General features: G+C 56.6%; 19 protein-coding genes and 2 pseudogenes. 11 read left to right on the forward strand and 10 right to left on the reverse strand.

The features are described from left to right. The first annotated feature begins 25 nt into the window (after positions 1 to 25). Positions 26 to 1861: a heme peroxidase family protein gene (locus tag QA648_RS33980; RefSeq protein ID WP_283054449.1), complete on the forward strand. Its 1836-nt coding sequence runs from the start codon at positions 26 to 28 to the stop codon at positions 1859 to 1861. Positions 1862 to 2206: 345 nt separating this feature from the next. Here QA648_RS33980 and QA648_RS33985 read toward each other — a convergent pair whose 3' ends face one another. Further along, positions 2207 to 2377, reverse strand: coding sequence for a hypothetical protein (locus QA648_RS33985; protein ID WP_283054450.1), 171 nt, complete (start codon positions 2375 to 2377; stop codon positions 2207 to 2209). Between the two features lie 1072 nt (positions 2378 to 3449). Between QA648_RS33985 and QA648_RS33990 the strand changes: the two genes are divergently transcribed. Together QA648_RS33990 and tnpB (QA648_RS33995) are read left to right on the forward strand one after the other, a co-directional pair. Then, on the forward strand, positions 3450 to 3839 hold the full coding sequence (locus tag QA648_RS33990; RefSeq protein WP_283054451.1) for a transposase: 390 nt from the start codon (positions 3450 to 3452) through the stop codon (positions 3837 to 3839). Continuing rightward, a pseudogene (gene tnpB, locus QA648_RS33995) lies at positions 3836 to 4033 on the forward strand (IS66 family insertion sequence element accessory protein TnpB); the annotation flags it as partial. The gene QA648_RS33990 and the pseudogene tnpB (QA648_RS33995), both read left to right, overlap by 4 nt. A gap of 18 nt (positions 4034 to 4051) precedes the next feature. Here the strand turns inward: tnpB (QA648_RS33995) and QA648_RS34000 are convergent. Further along, positions 4052 to 6169: a recombinase family protein gene (locus QA648_RS34000; protein ID WP_283047264.1), complete on the reverse strand. Its 2118-nt coding sequence runs from the start codon at positions 6167 to 6169 to the stop codon at positions 4052 to 4054. Further along, the gene (locus QA648_RS34005; protein WP_283054452.1) at positions 6166 to 6840 is read right to left on the reverse strand and encodes a helix-turn-helix domain-containing protein; all 675 of its coding nucleotides are present in this window, start codon (positions 6838 to 6840) and stop codon (positions 6166 to 6168) included. The genes QA648_RS34000 and QA648_RS34005 overlap by 4 nt, the downstream gene beginning before the upstream one ends. A 498-nt stretch (positions 6841 to 7338) precedes the next feature. Between QA648_RS34005 and tnpB (QA648_RS34010) the strand changes: the two genes are divergently transcribed. Both tnpB (QA648_RS34010) and QA648_RS34015 read left to right on the forward strand, forming a co-directional pair. Then, positions 7339 to 7572, forward strand: coding sequence for an IS66 family insertion sequence element accessory protein TnpB (tnpB, locus tag QA648_RS34010; RefSeq protein WP_283054453.1), 234 nt, complete (start codon positions 7339 to 7341; stop codon positions 7570 to 7572). 69 nt (positions 7573 to 7641) lie between these two features. After that, positions 7642 to 9198 (forward strand): IS66 family transposase, encoded by a 1557-nt coding sequence (locus tag QA648_RS34015; protein WP_283054454.1) that lies wholly within the window; start codon positions 7642 to 7644, stop codon positions 9196 to 9198. Between the two features lie 36 nt (positions 9199 to 9234). Here the strand turns inward: QA648_RS34015 and QA648_RS34020 are convergent, their stop codons facing one another. After that, complete coding sequence (locus tag QA648_RS34020; protein WP_283054455.1) at positions 9235 to 9450, reverse strand: 4-oxalocrotonate tautomerase family protein; 216 nt, start codon at positions 9448 to 9450, stop codon at positions 9235 to 9237. Between the two features lie 590 nt (positions 9451 to 10040). Here QA648_RS34020 and QA648_RS34025 point away from each other — a divergent pair. From QA648_RS34025 to QA648_RS34040, 4 genes are all read left to right on the forward strand, one after another. Continuing rightward, positions 10041 to 10445 (forward strand): hypothetical protein, encoded by a 405-nt coding sequence (locus QA648_RS34025; RefSeq protein WP_283054456.1) that lies wholly within the window; start codon positions 10041 to 10043, stop codon positions 10443 to 10445. Between the two features lie 90 nt (positions 10446 to 10535). Beyond that, entirely contained in the window at positions 10536 to 10811 is a 276-nt protein-coding gene (locus QA648_RS34030) for a hypothetical protein (protein WP_349254329.1), read from the forward strand. Between the two features lie 56 nt (positions 10812 to 10867). After that, positions 10868 to 11185 (forward strand): signal recognition particle, encoded by a 318-nt coding sequence (locus QA648_RS34035; RefSeq protein WP_283054457.1) that lies wholly within the window; start codon positions 10868 to 10870, stop codon positions 11183 to 11185. Positions 11186 to 11573: 388 nt separating this feature from the next. After that, entirely contained in the window at positions 11574 to 12065 is a 492-nt protein-coding gene (locus tag QA648_RS34040; RefSeq protein ID WP_283054458.1) for a hypothetical protein, read from the forward strand. 501 nt (positions 12066 to 12566) lie between these two features. Here QA648_RS34040 and QA648_RS34050 read toward each other — a convergent pair. Continuing rightward, complete coding sequence (locus tag QA648_RS34050; protein WP_283054459.1) at positions 12567 to 12911, reverse strand: hypothetical protein; 345 nt, start codon at positions 12909 to 12911, stop codon at positions 12567 to 12569. A 405-nt stretch (positions 12912 to 13316) separates the two neighbouring features. Between QA648_RS34050 and QA648_RS34055 the strand changes: the two are divergent. Continuing rightward, a pseudogene (locus QA648_RS34055) lies at positions 13317 to 13529 on the forward strand (CopG family transcriptional regulator); the annotation flags it as partial. Positions 13530 to 14151: 622 nt separating this feature from the next. On the opposite strand, the gene QA648_RS34060 reads toward QA648_RS34055, so the two are convergent. Both QA648_RS34060 and QA648_RS37095 read right to left on the reverse strand, forming a co-directional pair. Beyond that, the gene (locus QA648_RS34060; protein ID WP_283054460.1) at positions 14152 to 14649 is read right to left on the reverse strand and encodes a DUF4411 family protein; all 498 of its coding nucleotides are present in this window, start codon (positions 14647 to 14649) and stop codon (positions 14152 to 14154) included. A gap of 9 nt (positions 14650 to 14658) precedes the next feature. Continuing rightward, positions 14659 to 15255: an ImmA/IrrE family metallo-endopeptidase gene (locus QA648_RS37095; protein ID WP_349254330.1), complete on the reverse strand. Its 597-nt coding sequence runs from the start codon at positions 15253 to 15255 to the stop codon at positions 14659 to 14661. Positions 15256 to 15276: 21 nt separating this feature from the next. Between QA648_RS37095 and QA648_RS37100 the strand changes: the two genes are divergently transcribed. Further along, positions 15277 to 15921 carry a hypothetical protein gene (locus QA648_RS37100; RefSeq protein ID WP_349254331.1) on the forward strand — a complete coding sequence of 215 codons (645 nt, stop codon included), beginning with the start codon at positions 15277 to 15279 and terminating at the stop codon, positions 15919 to 15921. 53 nt (positions 15922 to 15974) lie between these two features. On the opposite strand, the gene QA648_RS34070 is transcribed toward QA648_RS37100, so the two are convergent. The 3 genes from QA648_RS34070 to QA648_RS34080 form a co-directional block, all read right to left on the reverse strand. Further along, positions 15975 to 16415, reverse strand: a complete 441-nt coding sequence (locus tag QA648_RS34070) for a hypothetical protein (protein WP_283054462.1) — start codon at positions 16413 to 16415, stop codon at positions 15975 to 15977. A 564-nt stretch (positions 16416 to 16979) separates the two neighbouring features. Further along, positions 16980 to 17162, reverse strand: a complete 183-nt coding sequence (locus QA648_RS34075; RefSeq protein WP_283054463.1) for a hypothetical protein — start codon at positions 17160 to 17162, stop codon at positions 16980 to 16982. Between the two features lie 59 nt (positions 17163 to 17221). Beyond that, positions 17222 to 17479 (reverse strand): hypothetical protein, encoded by a 258-nt coding sequence (locus tag QA648_RS34080; RefSeq protein WP_283054464.1) that lies wholly within the window; start codon positions 17477 to 17479, stop codon positions 17222 to 17224. Positions 17480 to 17595 lie beyond the last annotated feature (116 nt).

Here is a 17595-nt window from a genome sequence, read left to right on the forward strand (position 1 = left end):
GAAATTACTTTCGAAGAGGTCAAGTATGGTCACGAAAAAGAATGCCCCACCGAAACAGGTTTCCAAAGCGACGAAAGCCACGAGACAGAAACTCGAAGAAGCTAACGCCGCGGCAACGTCCCAAATTCCCGAACCAGTCCGCGACTTTCTCAAACAAACATCAATTTCCAAGGGATACGTTAGCACTAAGCCGATAGCGCAGGCCGAGTTGCAAAAGCGCCTGATCGAACTGGATCTGAGGCCAACCGTTTCGATAGAGCAACTCTTGGCCAGCGCAAACCGCATCGAGCCGGCGACCCTTCCTGTGAAGAATTTTCCGGAAGACATCAAAGAGTCTATCCCTGCGCTCAAGCCGGGAATTCGACGTCTTCACGGAGTTAAAATTCCGCTCTACTGGTTCCCGTTCCCGTGGCTGAGTTCTCCCTGTGCAGATCGTTTTGGGTACATGTCGTCACCAGCCACCCGTGCGGCGACGAAGTTGCCATTCAATGTCGCGACGCAAGCACTCCTCGGCCAGCTCGGTATCATGATGGGAGACGCCGGCCGTGATCCCAATCCTGCGTCTGACAATCCTGCTGACGCGGGCGTATCTTCGATACCGGCAGGCTTCACTTATTTTGGTCAGTTTGTGGACCATGATATCACGTTCGACGTCTCGTCGACTCTCGACGCCGATACTGATGCGAATACGATCAATAACATGCGCAGCCCGGCACTCGATTTAGATTCTGTTTACGGCCGCGGGCCTGGCTTGGATCCGTTTCTCTACGATTTTCCTGCGTCCGGTCCAGCGACCGCAATCAAGCTGCACAGGGGCACGAACACTCCTAATGGGTCAGGCGGTCCTAGCAACAACGGTAACCCATCGGGCATGGTCCCGCAGGCGAGCTGGGATGTGCCCCGCATGCAGGGTACGAACACTGCCGTAATTGGTGATCCGCGCAATGACGAAAATCTGATCATCGTACAGTTCCAGCACGCTATGCTGCGCTTCCACAATGCCGTCGTTGACCTCCTGCTGGCTGTTGCATTCGCGGGGGACATCTTCGCAGAGGCCAAGCGAATCGTGACTCATCACTACCAATGGGTCGTGGTGCATGACTTTCTGGAAAGAATCTGCGGATCGGCTGCTGTGAACAACGCGATGACGAGCATTACCGCTCCCACCGGCAGTCCGTTCCAAATGCCAGTCGAGTTCGCGGTGGCAGCATTTAGGTTCGGCCACAGCATGGTCCGCGATACATATTGGGTAAATTTCAACTTCCCGAATGCCACACTCGGAAAGGTGTTCGAGTTCAATCGCAATCCACGGCTGCCGGTCTTTTCAAACTGGGTCGTCGACTTCAACGCCTTCTTTGATACTGGAGTACCAGTGCCGGTTCACAACAAGGCTCGGAAAATCGATAGTTTCATGGCGAACGGATTGGAATCGCTACCCGGCTTCTCAGGAATGATGGCGATCCTGGCAACGCGAAACCTCCGGCGCGCCTTAGCTCTCGGCCTGCCGAGCGGACAAGGCATGGCCAACGCATTCGGCATCGCACCCATGACCACGGAGCAATTGACATCTGGGTTGCCGGCGGCCGAAGTGGCTGTGCTGAATTCCAGCGGCGGTATACTTCTGACCAAGACGCCCCTGTGGTATTACACCCTGCGCGAGGCTGCGGTCCTCCACAGTGGAAATCAGTTGGGTCCGGTCGGCGGCAGGATCGTGGCAGAGACGTTTGTGAGGATTCTGAAGCGCGACGCCTCATCATACCTCAACGTTGCCGGCGGGTTCACGCCTATCCTGCCTTCGTCCACTGCTGGGGACTTCACGGTGGCGGATTTGTTGGCCTTCGCCGGGGTGACACAACCGTAGAGATTGCGTGCGAACGCCAATGCAGTGACCTTCAGCAGCGTTAACTCAGCTTCGCTCCGGTCCCAAACCAGTTTACCTCTCCTGCCCCTCAAGTAAGTATCGCCGCAACTTCACGGTCCTGCGCTCCGACCATGCCAGCGGCAGAAACCGGTAACATCGGGCATCAAACGAGACGGCTAGCGTTATGAATTCAAGTCCCGCTGCTTTCCACAACAGCGGTGCACCATGTCTGTGCAGTACCCAAATTGGTAGTCCCGAGCCCAACCGCGGCGCTCCCGTCGGAGCTAATGTCTTCGGGGCCCTTCTACCGACCGATTCTAACCACCGGTTCTGAACAGTCGCATATTACTTTTCCTTCAACACCTCCTCTACGGATTTCCCTTCGGTCATCCCCTGCTTCAGCCTTTCAATTTTTGATTGCGCACTGTCGATCGCCTCCCCGACCCTCTTTTGCAAAGTCTTGAGGACTTCGATCTGCATCTCGAATTTTTTGACAAACGCTTCATCGATGACCATTTCATCCTCCAATCTATGCGTCGCTCGACGGTTACCGAGCTCTAAAATAGAATGATTGGATCAAACCACCAATCGAACTCATGATCCCCTGTGACTTTATTGCGCATTGCTAGGAGCGTGATCCCCAATGCCGGGCCGGCATAGAAGGTTCCGCTTTTCCACCCAGGCTCGGCTGCAGTCCACTGGCCCAACACGAAGCCTGTCCAAGAACTCTGGGTGGTGCTTTGACTGGGGCCACTCCAAATCATATCAGCTTGGTTCGTGCCGGTCCCCTGCACAACCCAGGCCTCGACCCATGTGGGCTCAAAGTTTGCGTGAAGGCCTGTCATCGGACCCGTCGGCCACTCGACTCGACCGTTCGAAAGCTTCTGAAATGGTGCCCAATTTGCCGGCATGACACATATCTCCAATCGTTGCCGGCGGGGCTCGCCTCGCCCGCAACCATGAACAAGAGATGAAACGGAACTTGCCGGATCCTATTTTCTCTAAAAAACGACAAGGATAAACCTTGTGTGGATAGTATCCGATGGTTCCCCCTTCGATGGAAATGGCATAGCCCATTTTAAAAGGTGAGACAATTTAACCAATAGTAGGTGTCGCGGTGCGGCCGATATCTTGCCGGCGAGCAAGAAGAAGCCGCGCGGCGCAAAGTTGGATGTCAAGCGGGTGAGCCGACAGGAGATCCTGCGCGTCGATGCTCCGGCCGGATCGCGCTTCAAGGGATACAGAAGCTTCTACGTTCGCGACCTGGTGCTGAAGGCAGAGCTCGTCCATTACCGTCGTGAATGCTGGGTCATCCCAAATGGAAAGACGATGCTGACAGCCTTGCCCGCGCCGACAAATCACGTGTTGCGGAAGCACCGCGCTTGCTTGCGGAGCAGCGTCTCACTCCAGACGCCATCAAGGTGTTTGCGGCATGACTCAGCAGAATCTTTTCATTTGGGCAGACAACAGCCGTCGAACATCACATGCGCTTCCCTCACTAATTCGTAACCGGTGTTCTGCCCCCACGTTGCCCGCAGTCGCCTGACCTGTGATCCAGTTCCATGGATGAGCGGCAAGGAGGTTCTCCATGGAGACTACGTTGGAGGTTCTCACAACACGTCGCGGGCGTCGTGACGTCAATCGCCAATGGCCGGACGAGGTCAAGGCACGGATCGTGTCGGAGAGCTTGCGACCGGGCGTGACGGTGAACGAGGTCGCGGGGCGCTACGGGCTGAAGGCCAACCACCTGTCGTCCTGGCGAACACTGGCGCGGCAGGGGAAGCTGGTTTTGCCTGCGCCGGAGGACGCCGTCGAATTTGCTGCCATGGTTGTCGAGACGCCCGAATCGGAGCTGCCGACTGTCAAAGCAATTTCCCGCGCCGAGATTGTCATCGGTCCAGTCACAATCCGCCTTGAGGAAGGGGCGTCAACGGCCCGGATCGCCGCCATCGCACGCGCCTTGGCGGCGGCGACATGATCTTTCCATCGAACCGCGTCCGGATCATGGTGGCGACCAAACCGGTAGACTTCCGTAAGGGTCATGACGGATTGGCGGCACTGGTGAAGAACGAGCTGCATAAGGACCCGTTCACCGGCACGGTCTTCGTGTTCCGGTCACGCAAGGCCGACCGGTTGAAGCTGATCTACTGGGATGGGAGCGGGATCGTGCTGGCTTACAACGATCGGCGTTCATACTACACCTCTTTCCTCGCCAGTTGATGTTCTTGGCTCGGTTTGCATTTGTCGATACGCAGCAGCGCGATCTTCGAGTGGATTCCATCGACTGCATTGCTTTTGCGGCAGGTCTCCATCGGCGATTTCGTACAGGCTATAGTGCCCGTTATAGGCATGTCTGGTGATGAGGCCAAATTTGGCCCATCTGGCGACGGTTTGCTCGCTGATATTGAGATGCACTGCCGCTTCCTGTCTTGTCAGCATTCCCCGCTGTCGCAGTCGATCATATCGTGATCGCAGCTTATATTCGTGGATGAGATAGGCGACTTTGAGGGGTGTAAAGCGGGCGTCCTGGCAGCCGCGACGTGCGGTTCCACCTGGGCGATGCCCCTGCTCGTTTAGAATCTCGGCGATCTCGGGATAAATGTAATCGTCGAGAAGCCTATCGACCAGTTCAATGATGCTGGGCTTTGTCTTGATCTGCTGAGGAGAGGATTTTGGGTTCATGGTGGTGAGCGTCTGGATTTTGCCGCCCTTGAAGCGAACGTGAAGCTTAGTGGTTCCTTCCGCTGGCAACTTTAAGAGAGTGACATCCTCAATGATGTGGGCCAGCAATCGCTTGCGTTCGCGGCTTGGGGTATCCGGATCTTTCCAGAGCTGGTTGAAGTCGGCCGTCATCGCGACTAACCGTTCGTGGACAGCTTTATCGAGGATGAATTGATCGTGCTCTCGGCCACGTTCGCGCTCTTCGCGGGCACTGGCCAGCGTGCGAAGCTTCTCGTTCCATTCACCTTCGAGCGTGTCGGCGACGAGGCGGTTACTAGGATCGACAAGCATGAAGCGGCGCTGAGCGAGCTCGGCTTCCGTTTGGGCGCGTTCGATTGCGCGACAGCGCAGCCGGTCTGCTTCTTCATGCCGGGCTTGGATCTCCTTGCGGACTTCGAGAGCGAGTTCGACGGCCGCCGGCGTCATCTGCTCGGCAATCAGCATACCGATGGCTTCATCGACGGGAGGCCCAGCGATCGACTGACACATAGGCTCCGCACGATAAATGCGGGCACGATTACAAATGTACCAGGCTTCCTGCCGGCCACGTCGCGCCGCATAGCGAACCCTAAGATGGCTGCCGCACTGCCCACACACGGCCCGGCCTTGCAGCAGTGCCGGTCCCTCCCTTGGGATTGAAGCTCGTGCCGCTTCAAATCCACGGCCATTCGCCTTGAGGATCTTCAGATTCTCCTGATGTCGCTCCCAGCTGATATAGCCGGGATGAGCATCGGGAATGCAGGCCGGCCAGTCATCAATGTCGCGCGCACGCAGAGTCTTTTTGCCGTCGATGGTGCGTCGAAACTGTCGTCGGCCATAGGTATAGGCGCCAGCGTAGCGCGGATTGTTCAGGACACGCATCGCCGTCGATGCGGTCAGCGGCCGAAATAGCGTGCCGCCGTTGTGTAGGCGCGATGGAAACAATAGGCCTTCATTGCGAAAGACCTTGACGGTCTGGGAGGCGGACCCGAGGCGAGAGAACATCTCAAAGAAATGAATGATCGTTTCTCTGACTTGCATGTCTGGATCAAGAGTCACATTGCCGAAATGGTCATAGACCAGCCCGGTCGGTAGGAGGCAACGAAACTCGCCGCGCCGCACCTTATTGAGAATGCCGCCGCGCAGCCGGGCTTTGATCACATGCAGCTCGGCCTCACTCATTGTTCCCTTCAGGCCGAGCAGGAGCCGGTCGTTGAAACTTGCCGGATCATAGACGCCGTCCTCGTCGAGGATCAGGGTGTCGGCAAGGGCACAGATCTCCAGCAGACGCTGCCAGTCGGCATTGTTGCGCGCCAGACGGGAGACCTCCAGGCCCATGACGATCCCGGCATGCCCCATGCCGACATCGCTGACCAGCCGCTGAAACCCCTCGCGCCACGCCGCCGATGCACCGGACTCTCCTTGATCGTTGTCGATGACGATAATCTGCTCGTCGCGCCAGCCGAGGGCGACAGCGCGTCCCCGAAGCGCATATTGCCGCCTGGCGCTCTCAACGTTCTCAACGACTTGCCGCATGGAAGACTGGCGGATGTAGAGGTAGGCGCCGCGTTCGAGGTGATGAGGCTGGACTTTGAGATGTACATTCATGGTGACCTCCGATCGTTGGTGCTCATGGCGATTGTCGCAAGGACGTGAACGACGGCGCTGTGTCCGCCGTGCAGCGGACAAGCAAATGACGATGGGTAATTCTGCTCTCGCGGAGTGCTTGCTGCTGCGGTCAGCGCCTGAACCCATCCCCACATCCCCCGGCGCAGAAAGAGCATCAGGCCGCTACGGGCCATAAGCGGCAGCGCTGCGCCGAGGGCTGCCTTGCGCAATACCTCGTACTGGGACGCGATGGTCGACGGTTGGATCGGGCATGCCGCCGTCGCGGCAATGTTTACGTGCCGCTTTTTTAGAACCCGCTCGATCGATCTGGGATGAAGCTCGATATCGAGTTCCTGGCGGAGCAGCTTGGCCAGTTCCCGGGCGCGAACGGGTTCTCCTGGGGCGAGCTGCGCCTGCAGAAATGCCAGGACTTTGTCGTCGATCTTGTGGGGACCGCGGGGCCCCGGCTTCGTCGGCACCAGTCCGGCAATGCCGGCCATATCGAAGTTCACCTTGGCCTGGTAGTAGGTTGGCCTGGAAACACCGTACTCGTCGGAGGCCTCCGTCACCGACACCTTGTCGATGGAGACGCGACGCAGCATCTCGTATTTGACCTGCACGGCGTCGTGCGGATCGAAGAACTCGCTGCCCCGAAACTTTGGATCGCGCACCTTCTCGGGGTGGGATTGAACGTGCCCTCTTCGATGAGGCCATCCGTCTTTGTGCGCTTGCTGTCGTACTTCGCAGACATCGATGGCTCCGAGGACATGAAGCGGTGTTAGCGTAATGCTAATTATGACGCATTTTGCTGCCTCGTCAAGACGATGCTTATGGTCTATTTGACGAGATATCTTGTATTTGCAGGCGTAACCTCTCATAAAAGCGACCTCTTGCGGCATAATCCACTTTACAAATGCGGCATATTTATCCTTACACTTCCGCACGTCAGCCCGGCCCCGATTTGCTCGAAAGGCGCTTCACCAGAGTGGCCAACTCCATTAAGTCGACTACCCGCAAGAGCGATCGCCCGTTGCTCATGACGACCTCAGGATCCAAGCTCACAAGATCAGTCCATTGCGGAGGAACCGACCAAACAGTGGTGTCCTCGGTCTGCAGCAAAAGGCGTTCACCATGCCGGTTGTAGCGCTTGCCGACGCACGGCAACTGCCGTGGGAATAAAGGATGAAACGGATGCGTCACCCGCACTAACTGCGTATCTGCGTTGGCAGTGGCTGCATTCTGTTGTGAGGTACAAGAGGCTGGAAGAGCACACGTTCACCTGGCCCGGGATCAAGGATGGCCTGATGACACTGACCCACGCTCAGTTCGAAGCCTTGTTTGCGGGCCTCGATTGGCGGCGAGTTCGTTCTGTCGAGACGAGAGTGCCGGAGACCATCGAATAGCTGCGGCACGATGACTCAGCACGACATATTCCGAACGCAACGCGGGCCGGATTTTGCTAGGTTCCAACGATGTTGGACGCCGCCGATCTACCCGATGATGTTGCCGCCCTGAAGGCTATGCTGATTGCGGCGCAGGCACGCGAAGCGGATAAGGTTGCTCAGATCGCCCGCAAGGATGAACGGATCGAACGGCTTGAGAAGCTGGTCGCGGCCTTCAAGCAAGCGGCCTTCGGGCGCAAGTCCGAGAAGGCCGATCCCGATCAATTCGATCTCGCGCTGGAAGACCTGGAAACGGCCATGGCCGCAATCCATGCCGAGGATGAGGCGGACGCTCATGCCGGGAACAGGGTCACCAAGCCCCGCGCGACCAATCGCGGCTCCCTTCCAAAACATCTTCCTCGTGTCGAAGAGGTGATTGAGCCGGAAAGCCTGATCTGTGCCTGCGGCGGTTGCCTGCATTGCATTGGCGAGGATATCTCCGAGAGGTTGGACGTGGTCCCGGCGCAGTTCCGCGTGATTGTCACCCGTCGCCCCAAATATGCTTGTCGCGCCTGCACCGACGGCGTCGTTCAGGCCCCGGCTCCCGCTCGGTTGATCCAGGCAGGGCTGCCGACCGAAGCGACTGTCGCCCATGTGCTGGTTTCCAAATATGCCGATCATCTTCCGCTCTATCGGCAGGCCCAGATCATGAGCCGCCAGGGCGTTGATCTCGACCGCTCCACGCTCGCAGACTGGGTCGGACGCGCAGCCCATGAGCTGCGTCCCGTCTTCGACGCGCTGATGGCCGATCTGAAGCGGTCTACCAAGCTCTTCATGGATGAGACCCGTGCACCGGTTCTCGATCCTGGCTCCCGTAAAACCAAGACGGGATACTTCTGGGCGCTGGCGCGGGATGATCGCCCATGGGGCGGAGGTGCTCCGCCCGGCGTAGCTTTCACCTATGCGCCCGGCCGCGGCGGGCTCCATGCCGAACAGATATTGCAGGGCTTCTCCGGAATCCTGCAAGTCGATGGCTATGCCGGATACAACAGACTGATTGCGCCTGATCGTGCTGGTCCGGACATTCGGCTTGCCTATTGTTGGGCCCACGCTCGCCGAAAGCTGATCGAGATCGCGCGCAACGGAACAGCGCCGATTGCCGAAGATGGCGTCAAACGGATCGGTGAACTGTACCGGATCGAAGCCGCACTGCGCGGCCTTGATCCGCAGGCTCGTCTTGCCGGTCGACAGGAACGGTCAGCGCCACTGATCGCCGACATGCAGACCTGGCTGGTCCATCACCGTGCCCGTGTCGCGACGAAGTCCCCACTCGGCGAGGCCTTGGCCTACATCGCCAAATACTGGGATGGCCTGAGGCTCTTCCTGACCGACGGTCGCATCGAGATCGACAACAACAGCGTCGAACGCACCATCCGGCCGATAGCCCTCAATCGTAAGAATGCTCTCTTCGCCGGACACGATGCCGGAGCAGAGAACTGGGCTACCATCGCCTCACTGATCGAAACCTGCAAACTTAATACCGTCCATCCGCTGGCCTATTTGACCGTCACGCTCACCGCCATCGTCAACGGCCATAAGCAGAGCCGGATCGGTGAGTTGCTGCCTTGGAATTGCCACGCCAGCTAACGGTTCTGGCGGCTGCCTTGGCCGAAAAATCAAGAGCTAAGGCGTGTCCGTCTTTGCCTGCTGCCAAAGATCAGTCAGCGTCACACCCTTTCTACCCCAATTGTCGGTATCTACCTCATCAATCACCACAAAGACATATTCGGGATTGCGACCCAACTCTTCGACAAGCACTTCCGTCATTCTTTTGATGACGGCGCGCTTTTGATCGACGGTGGCGATTCCTTTTGCGATCTCAACCTTGACGTACGGCACTGGCTAACCTCCGTGTTCTCTGACCTGTTCTGTTATCTCAAGTGAGGTTCTGATCATGGCCGTTTTGGCCGAAAGCCGCCACACCCTTACAGGTCTGGCAATCGTCACAGCAGAGGCCGCTACGTCAAGGTGGAAGCGGCACATCGCTTACACTAATTCGACGCGCGGCAATCGAAAACATTTATCAGATCACCGCGAAGTTCGAACGATCCGACCGCTCCGAGAACGCTCTAAAAACACGTACGATCGACAAGGTGCCACTTGGTGAAAAGTAAATCAGGATGCAGCTCCAAAAAGCAGATGAAGCGCAACGCAAGCAAGGCGCCAGAATGGGTCAGGGATATCGCGTCCGCCAAATTCGACCCCCGCCGGAAACCGCGCCTATCGCGAGTACAATTTGGGACATTTGGCGCCGCGTCGGAAGTACGACGGATCGATCCCGCAACCTATCTTGCTGAGAGGCAGAACAAGGGGTGGCCCTGTCCCTCAAAAGGCATCCGCCGGATCATGATGGCAAATGAGTCGCCCTTCCCTTGCGAATATGTCAATCAATCCTTGGTGGCCCGATAAAACCACTTCAGGAGAATTGCATGACGCAGCGACGTCCGGTAGCCATCCCTGCTGGCAGTTGGCCGCCCCGCATGATGGCAGACATGGCGGCGGGATATTGCGGTGAAAAGCACGTCGAAGATTTCCTAGAGCGCGTCGGAAGGACGTATCCGGCACCGTGGGTGGTCGATACGACGCGCCGCAAGTTCTGGTATCGTGATGACCTGGACCGAGCGATTAAACTCGGAACAACTGAAGCCCTCAGAGCATGGGAGAAAAGTTACGTCAGGCGATCAGGGAAAAGCGGAAGCTCAAAGAGCAAAGTTCAAAGCGTCAAAGCGATTGTTAGTCGCGCGAGCAACGCCGATAGCCACAAAACGCGAATGCCCCGAGGCCGACTACGGCGCCTGCATAGCGCCGCGCAAATTGGACGAGAAACGAAGTAACCTAAGGATGAATCAATCATCGACATTCTAGAGTTTTGCGATAATTATTGCGGCAATTGATGGTTGTTAAGACGCTATTGGGAGAGACGGATGCGAAATTGGTTGGCAGCAGCCACCTTCCTGGTGGCGGCCTTGTGCTCTGATATGCATGTCGCCGACGCCCGGACATTCGGCGACAATGATTGCACTGATGATTGCTCGGGGCATAAAGCGGGCTACGAATGGGCAGAGAGAAACGGTGTGACGGATGAGTCTGACTGTTCTGGAAATTCAACGTCCTTCGATGAGGGTTGCCAGAAATATGTCCAGGAGCCGTCCCGCGGTGCTGACTCTGATGATAATGGCGATGAGATCGACGATGAATAAACAGAGATGGCGAAAGTATATTCGACCCGTTTAGATCTCATGCTTGGAGAGTGCCTATGAAATCTATCATTTGGGCTATGGCGCTAGCCGCCTTTTTCCCATGCAGTTCCTATGCTGAAGATAGTATGATCGTGACGACGCAACTAGGGGCGCTCCTCGCTGCGGAGGACGCGTGTAGCATGAGTTATGACAAGGACGCTATCCAACGCTACATTGAGAAAAAAGTCGCTGCGGACGATTTGAACTTTGCGAGCATGCTGCCCCTGATGGTCAAAGGCCAGCAAGTCCAAATAGAACAAATGTCTGATAGCTCAAAATCGGCATTCTGCATCCAGCAGCGGCGCGCGGCTAAAAAGCTGGGATTTGTTCAGTGATTCCGCCTACTCTTAGCGTATGCCGATTTCCCGACGCTCACATGAATCGAGGTTAGGCAGTTACTTTCGCTGTATGTGGTAACGGGCGCCCCATCGCATCCCGAGCGAGTTTTCCGATCGCTACCGCTTCGCTCGAGGATGACGCCCATACAAGCGAATGCCAGATAGGGCGATCGCCCTGTCCGTTCCAGTTTCCATGAAATGGATCGATCGTCACTGTAAATTCCGAGTGCATGGCGCTTCCTCGTTCTGCAACCTTACTGAGCTAGTGACCGCGAACCCAAAAAACAAGTATCACGCTACCTGTCACGCGACATCCCGCTCTCGCTACGGTAGGCAGCTCTAGGACCTCAAGTTTGAGGAGTGAGATGATGTCGCGGAGACGCCTATGGAAGAGATCGCACGGAGATCATTTGCGCCGATACAAAGGGAAGATCTAAAGCTTTTTGCGGAAGCATCTTGGTCAAAGTTGACCGAAGTCTTCGACAGAGCTCCTGTTGCATCGCTTTATCGTGAGAGACTTCTGCTGCTCGTTCTTGCGCAGGGTGGCGCGCTGCACTTTGAAAACGGCACCAACGGCCTCAAGGACATCGACGTCTGGGCTTTCTTTGCAAATGGGCCTGATCGCCCATTTCCGCATCGTGTGCGATGGACAGCGGACTTTGGTCCCTCCAAGTTCGGTAGAAGCCCGGATGACATTGGCTTCATGGGAAGGAGGATCGATATCCTTGGGAGATCGATCGACGTCATCGCCAACGAGTTGCCTGAGGAAAGCGTGAAAAGATGGCTGAAGGGTTGGTGTAACTCCGCCGTTGCCCTTCGTCGTAAGCCGATGTTCGTAATTTCCCCACAGCAAAAGCTTGGTCTGAGAATAAACTGATGCTTCACCCGCAACGGCTAATCTGTGGTGCATGAGGGCTAGATTGATGAAAGCTTGGGCGGCTATCGTCGGAATGGTGTTGATATTGATGCCGACGGCATGCTGGGCGACCAACACTCCTTGCAGCGGGCATAAAGGCGGCATCGACCGTTGCCAAGGATCGACCTTCATCTGCAACGACGGATCTGTTAGCGCCAGCAAGAAGTCATGCGATGCGTATATGGGTGGCGCGGCGCTGCTCGGCTCGACGCCAGCGGACATGGAGCCGACGGCCTCGTCAGATTGCTCGTGCCGCGGCGGATCGTATTGTGTCGGGCCACGCGGCGGTCACTTCTGCCTTACCGACGACGGTCGAAAAAGCTATCTTCGCAAATAAATGCATTGCAACGGTACAAGAGAGCCAAATGAAAGCGTTTATAGATACCGCTCTTCACAATAGGATTGTGCAATAAGCATGCCGCGCCCAACAAGGTCCAAAACGCGGAAGCCGCACAGCAAACCTCACAAAAAGAACGCAGTACGCCAAGCACCGATCACCTGGAGAGATATCTTTCCATTTATTGTTCCCCTCGCGCTGGCGATATTCCTAATTCCCAGCCATTGGGCGAATGATCTGTCTTTGCCTTGGGTAATCGGCCCGGCGGCCTGGTTGGCGACAATCGCGGCGACGATTTCTTTCCTGCGCTCCCTGGTCACACGCAGAGGGCTCACAGCGGGATCGTTGTTCAGTTGCGTGGGTCTTGCGGCCTTTGTCGTTGCGGGGACGGTATATTTCTGGGCGCCTCCGACTGGGCCACTGTTGACGCTCTTGCTTGCGCAACTGTCGTCAGCAATCATATGCATCATGCTGGTTTTCTTCCTGCGAAAGGTCCAAATCGGTATGGATCCTATCCGCAACGTGGAAATTCGGTCACAAATCGATCTTCAGTCACTCCGCAAGGGGGCTCTTGGGCGGGACGGCTTTGCTGGTTCTCTGGGATGGTTTGACGCTGATATTTTATCATACCCGCTGTCAGGACCTTAGAACATTGAGTGATGCTCACAGGTGTATGAACGGCGAAATGATCATGCGGGTTCAGGGCCCATTTTCCCACGTCTATTACGCCTGCTACTTCGGAATTTTGGCTTTTGCCGTTCCCATGTGGGCGGGCTTAAGGATGCTGCGCGATTGGGCGAGACCTCCGGAGGACGAAGAGGGAGAAGCCGCAGTGATCGAAGAGACGAGCGATAGGTCTAACCGCGAGGATTGGAATGAAAACTGATTATGTCAGCTTCCTTGAAGACGCCGCGGACCGGATCGCGGACGTCCCGTAACCCGACTTGCAGATCATGTTGCGCCGGGCCGCACTGATGCTCCGGAATGCGGGTTCGATCGCCCTTGATGAACAGGTCGAGGAAGCGATAGACAGCATCGCCGACGAACTCGGCAAGACGCGCAACGACATGATCCGCTACATCAACCGATAAATGGAGGACGTTTTTCCGCTAGCGATTTCACTGAACGCCTCCCCTTGCCAAAACGATTTCAAAATCGAACACCATCGTGGGCTCGCACGATTGAAGGAGAGCAGTGGTCGACGGCGCGTCAAATCGCGCGAGAATTGGACAAAATACTCGATAGGGGCGAGCCGCGGTTGCCGTCGCCCTGGACGCATGGTGCGCAATCTCGACCTACCAGGTGCGTGGTTACAGGCCATGACCCCTATCGGCGCGCCGTTGCCACTTGCTTTCGCGCCGACGGCGCCGAAGTGAACCTCTGGTTGGTGCGGAACGGCTACGCGGTGGATTGGCCCAAAATTCGCACGGCCGCTATCTGGAAGCTCATTATGAGGTGATGGCCGCTGATCGCGGTGTCTGGAACGGCTACTTCGATCTGCCATGCCAGGCGCGCGCGCAAAAGGATCATGGAAGGGCAGCACGATGTTAAGCTTACTCGGCACTATCATCGCGGGCTAATCAATGACCGTTATTGCATTACATCCGCGATTTCGTCTTTCGTGTAGTCCGATGGCGATTTGGTGTCGAAATGGCCGTTTGTCCCAGGCACCGAAATATGAGCTGCTGCTGGAAGCGCAGGGTAGTCGCTCTAGCTGAGCGCCGAGCGCCAGGCCGTTGTAAAATCCAGAGAAGACATCATCTGGAAACTATCACACCAGGTGACCCCAAGATCGTTGCACACATCCGGAACTCGTCGATTTGCCCGCTGGGTCTTTGGCTTGGATGCTTCGACGGTCACGACGACGCGCTCCGTCGGATTGGCCATCGCGTATGCGATCAAGAAGGGATCACGACCGATTTCGATTATTTCGGCATCGTTGAGATCTGTAGCATAGGCCGCAATCACAGCTTGCACCAGTTCGGGATCGACATCTTCATCCAGCTGAAGGCTGGCGCCATTGTCCCCCTCCTTCAACCATTGGCCAATCGGAGACTTCTCGGTGATCTCCTCCAGAATTTCAACAGGGATCTTCAGGCGACCCATGCTGCCCATATGGACTAACCATTCCCAGAACTCGGGCACCCGATTGATCGGATAGTATAGATTGTGCGCTGTAATCAGGACGTTTGCGTCGAGAAGATGCACAATATGTCCTCAGGCCGCGCTGTTGGTAAGGGGATAGACGTTGCTCGGCTTAACCCCAAGAATGGCGGCCGCCTTTGAGGGCGATAGCGCACCATCGGCAAGCATGCGTTTTGCGAGTTCGACCAAGCGATTTCCAAGCTTGTGACGCCGCACGACATAATAGCTGGGACCGCCCTCGGCTTCACGAGCGCGATCGCGCTGCACAGCCTTGCTCCTCAGCCATTGCTGGCGGAAGAGCGCGGTGACCGAGGACCACATGTTCTCATCGATAATGCCCTCTCGGTATAGCTTGTAGGCAACCATAGAATGGCTGACCTGCCGCGTTTCCGCGATGGCGGAAATGCGAGCGACGACGCGGTCTTGCGAAGCACCTACGAGTGAAGTTTCGGTGGTTATCTCGCCTGTGGGCAGCAGAATACGCCCCGCGACGTCGTTGCAGAGGGTCTCGATCGCGTTATTCAGCCGACCGCCGCTCAGGCCTGTTTGTCCGAGCCATATGTGGGCCAGCTCATGCAACAACGTGAACGACCACGCTTGCTCGCTGTCCTGGTCATTGATCACGACGAAGGGCGCGATGGGATCGGCGAGAGCAAATCCCCTGAACAATTCCACATTCAGTGCGCTGTGATGGCTGCCAAGGTTGCCTATCAAAAGGACGAAGATCCCGGCTGCTTCCGCGCAGCCCCTAAGGTACGCGAAGCCCTTGCGCTGATTGCCATGGCGAAATGTCTGCAGATCGAACCCAAGCGCCCGCTGGATCGCGGCTGCGATTACCTGAGGATCGCGCTGCCCTTCAAGGGATCCGACAAAGCCCAGCCGGTCAGCCTCATCTTCCGCTTCAAGTACAGCTCGAACCATGTCTTGACGCGCTCGCACCTCGCGAAGAAGTGTATCGACCAAAGCCGCATCACGCTGAGCGAATCCAGCCGGGAGGGTCCGAAAATCTTCCCCGCGAGCTGCCGCGACAGGCGGATTGGCGAGGTAAAATGTCAATATAGGCCGGCGATAGAGGCCAGCCATTTTCAGAAGAAGCGGCCGCGAGGGCTCAACCTTGCCAGCTTCGAGCATGGTCAACCGATCGCTGCCCGCCACTCCACGGGCAGCGTTGAGGCCGATTTTCTCAGCGGCTTCCTCTACGTTCAGTCCCGCCGTCTCGCGAGCCCAACGCAGGATCACTGGGTTAACCTTGGGCACTCCACACCTCTGTTCGGACAAGCCGATACTCGGTTTGATTTGAGCATGCAATCGTTACCAACATATAGGTATGCATGAAGATTAAGGTCGTCAAACTCTCGTTTTGGCAGCGGACTGCGCGAACTACCACTTTACGCAATCATCTCCGTGACGCTCTGTACCAAACGATCATAATCCTCAAAGAACTGCGGCACCGTAGCGACAGGGCGATGCCTTGTTTGCGGATCCGGATGACGTGGCATGTGAATCGCATACGTATCATTAATAAAAGAGATCATCCGCTCGCTGCGTGGGTTCTCCGGCAAACCGAGTTCGATCGATTGCGAGTGCAGCTTTTGAAGATTGTGTCCGTAGCTTTTTTTTAATTTCTCGGCAGTCTCTCCCTTTGAAAGCAGAAAACCCTTGAGGACGAGTTCAATCGCGAGCCCAAATAGCGCAAGCTGCGGCCACATAGGCATAAAACCGGGATGAAAATTCGGAAGCATCCTGCTCGCAGCATAGAAATCGTGCGCACGTCCCAGATAATTATGCGGCAACAACAAATCCGCATAGTCAAATTGCTCCTGGGTCATCTCGAAATCCTTTTGTTCCAGAGTAAAGCATGTCGAGATTGATAGCACCGCCTCATCGCCAATGTGAACAGCTTGAGGTCTCCCTCACCATTGGCAAGCCCGGAGAAGTCTGATGATACGTCGAAGAACCGTCGCCACATATCCCGCAGCCGTCATCATCCATCCACTGATGTAACCGGTTGGCCGCAGGAGAGGCATAGCGTTGCTCCCTCGCCTACCCTATCGCATCGCTCGGGTGGCAGGATTTCGATTGGATTGAAAGGAAAGCGCTTCGGCCGGCGGGTCGTCCATTCGAGGCTCCAGTTCAAGGTCGGTCAAGGAGATGGGGAGCCGTCGGAACAACGGCTAGGCCAACGGTCGGCATTCAGCTTATTGTCGAAACGGCGGTCCGCGGTTGCCGTCCTTTAGCTTGTCCCTCCATTTCTCCGCCGCTGACTTCAAAGAAGTTCGCCCAGAGTTGCACCGCCAACGACTTGAGGTCTGTAGTCTTCGGATCGGCTTCGGACGCCGCAGCGAGGAAATCGCCTTGCCGCCGGAGTTCGTCACCTCAATCATTCCGAAAAGTCAGAGGGCCACGCCAGTTATCGGATTGACGATTGGTCGCTCACTCTCGTCCTTGCTGCCCGCAGGCTGGACCGTTGACGGCGCGAGTGATTCTTTGTCAGCCTTTTCAGGCTTTTCCGGTACCGGATTTACGTCCTTGGGGCGTCGCTGCTCGGGCGTCGCATTCGTATCGTTGGTGCTCATCGTCTTCTCCATCAAACTTGGCATCTGCCTAAAAGAACAATGATTGTCGGCGCCGCCCCTCAATCGAATTGTTCACCGTGGCCGATCTGTTCGCGAACCGCATCGCCAATTGGCGGATCATCCGCTGGGTCCGGGTCCGCACTGTTGGCGTCCTCGAGAGAGTGGGCCGCCTCGACGAGGGCGCCGAGTACCTCTCGCGTGCCCCACCCCGCTTCGTTGGCTGAAGCGATAACTTCTTCCAGAGAATATCTGGCCGCCGCCTTCAATTCCTCGAAGCGCTGCTGCAAATCCTGGGATCGTGGTGATGGAAACGGCATGGTCGGCTCCTTTCGTTGACGAGGTAACCCGCAGGACATCGGTCGGTTCCCGCCGACGCCTCGACGCCTCCCAGCGGAACGAGGTTCATCACCAGGATACAAAACTCGCCTTCACA

This window comes from Rhizobium sp. CB3171 (assembly GCF_029714265.1).
Classification (GTDB): domain Bacteria; phylum Pseudomonadota; class Alphaproteobacteria; order Rhizobiales; family Rhizobiaceae; genus Rhizobium.